Below are 1,126 nucleotides of genomic sequence, written 5' to 3'. Positions count from 1 at the left end.
GTGGCGGGCGGCCTGGCGGGTGTCCGTTGCGCCCGTTGCTGGGGTATCGCCGGGCCTCGGCGTGACGGTTGCTGGGGTGCCGACTGACTCCGGCGTGGCGGAGGCTGGATTGTGGTCGGCGGGCGGGCCATTGCCGGGCTCTGGACTGTCGCCGGGTGCCTGGCCGTCGGCCACCGGACCGTCGCCGGGCGTCGAGTCGGTGCCGGTTACCAAGGCATCGCCACGCCGCCGTTCGGGCGGAGGATCTGACCCGTCGTGAACGACGACGCGTCCGACGCCAGGTGCAGCACGGCGTGGGCGATGTCCTCCGGCTCACCTACCCGGCCCAGCGGTGACAGCCGGACCATCAGCGCCTCGGTACGGGCCTGGTCCTCGACCTCGTGGTGGTCGGTCATGGGCGTACGGACCCAGCCCGGCGCGACCGCGTTGACGCGGATGCCGTGCCGGCCCAGCTCCGTCGCCAGCGTCTTCGTCAGCTGGACGACGGCTGCTTTCGCGGCGCTGTAGCAGAGCAGCCCGGCGCCTCCGGTGTCGATCGCGCCCGACGCCATGGTGATGATGCTGCCGCTGGTGCCGCGGTCGAGCATCAGTCGGGCCGCCGCCTGGCAGGCGTACAGGACGCCCTTGAAGTTGACGTTCAGCACGCGGTCGAGGTCCTCGTCCCGGGTCTCCAGCACGGTGCTGTTGTGCATGATCCCGGCGACCGCGGCCATCACGTGCAGGTCCTCGCAGGACTCGACTGCCTGCCTGACCTGTGCGCGGTCGGTGACGTCGAGGTGGTGGGTGTGGGCGGTGCCGCCCTTGTCCTTGATCAGGGTCGCCGTCTCGTGCAGGCCCTGCGCGTCGCGGTCCGCGCAGTGCACGGTGGCGCCCGCCTCCGCGAGCAGCACGGCGGATGCGCGGCCGATACCGCTGGCGGCGCCGGTGACGAAAGCGGTGCGTCCGGTGAGGTCGTACGCCTTGACGGGCATGGATCGACGGTACGAGGGTTTCTGACGGGTCGTCAATTAGTCGTACGGTGCTGAGTTCTGGGGGGTTGGGTGGTGCCCGGGGTGGTGCCGGGAGCGGGGCCTATCTGGCAGGTCGGGCACCAGTAGGTGGGACGGTCTCGGGAGCCGTCGCCCTG

General features: G+C 71.3%; 1 protein-coding gene. It reads right to left on the bottom strand.

Annotation, left to right across the window (positions count from 1 at the left end; genetic code table 11):
- Window positions 1-206 precede the first annotated feature (206 nt).
- Window positions 207-971, bottom strand: coding sequence for an SDR family NAD(P)-dependent oxidoreductase (locus ACNFOC_RS54615; protein ID WP_416966345.1), 765 nt, complete (start codon window positions 969-971; stop codon window positions 207-209).
- Window positions 972-1,126: the final 155 nt, after the last annotated feature.

This window comes from Streptomyces colwelliae (assembly GCF_048158785.1).
GTDB lineage: Bacteria > Actinomycetota > Actinomycetes > Streptomycetales > Streptomycetaceae > Streptomyces.
This window is presented reverse-complemented; position numbering and strand designations above follow the sequence as displayed.

Coding starts and splice junctions, on each gene's coding strand:
- ACNFOC_RS54615 (WP_416966345.1), bottom strand. CDS start 971: ATGCCCGTCAAGGCGTACGACCTCACCGGACGCACCGCTTTCGTCACC.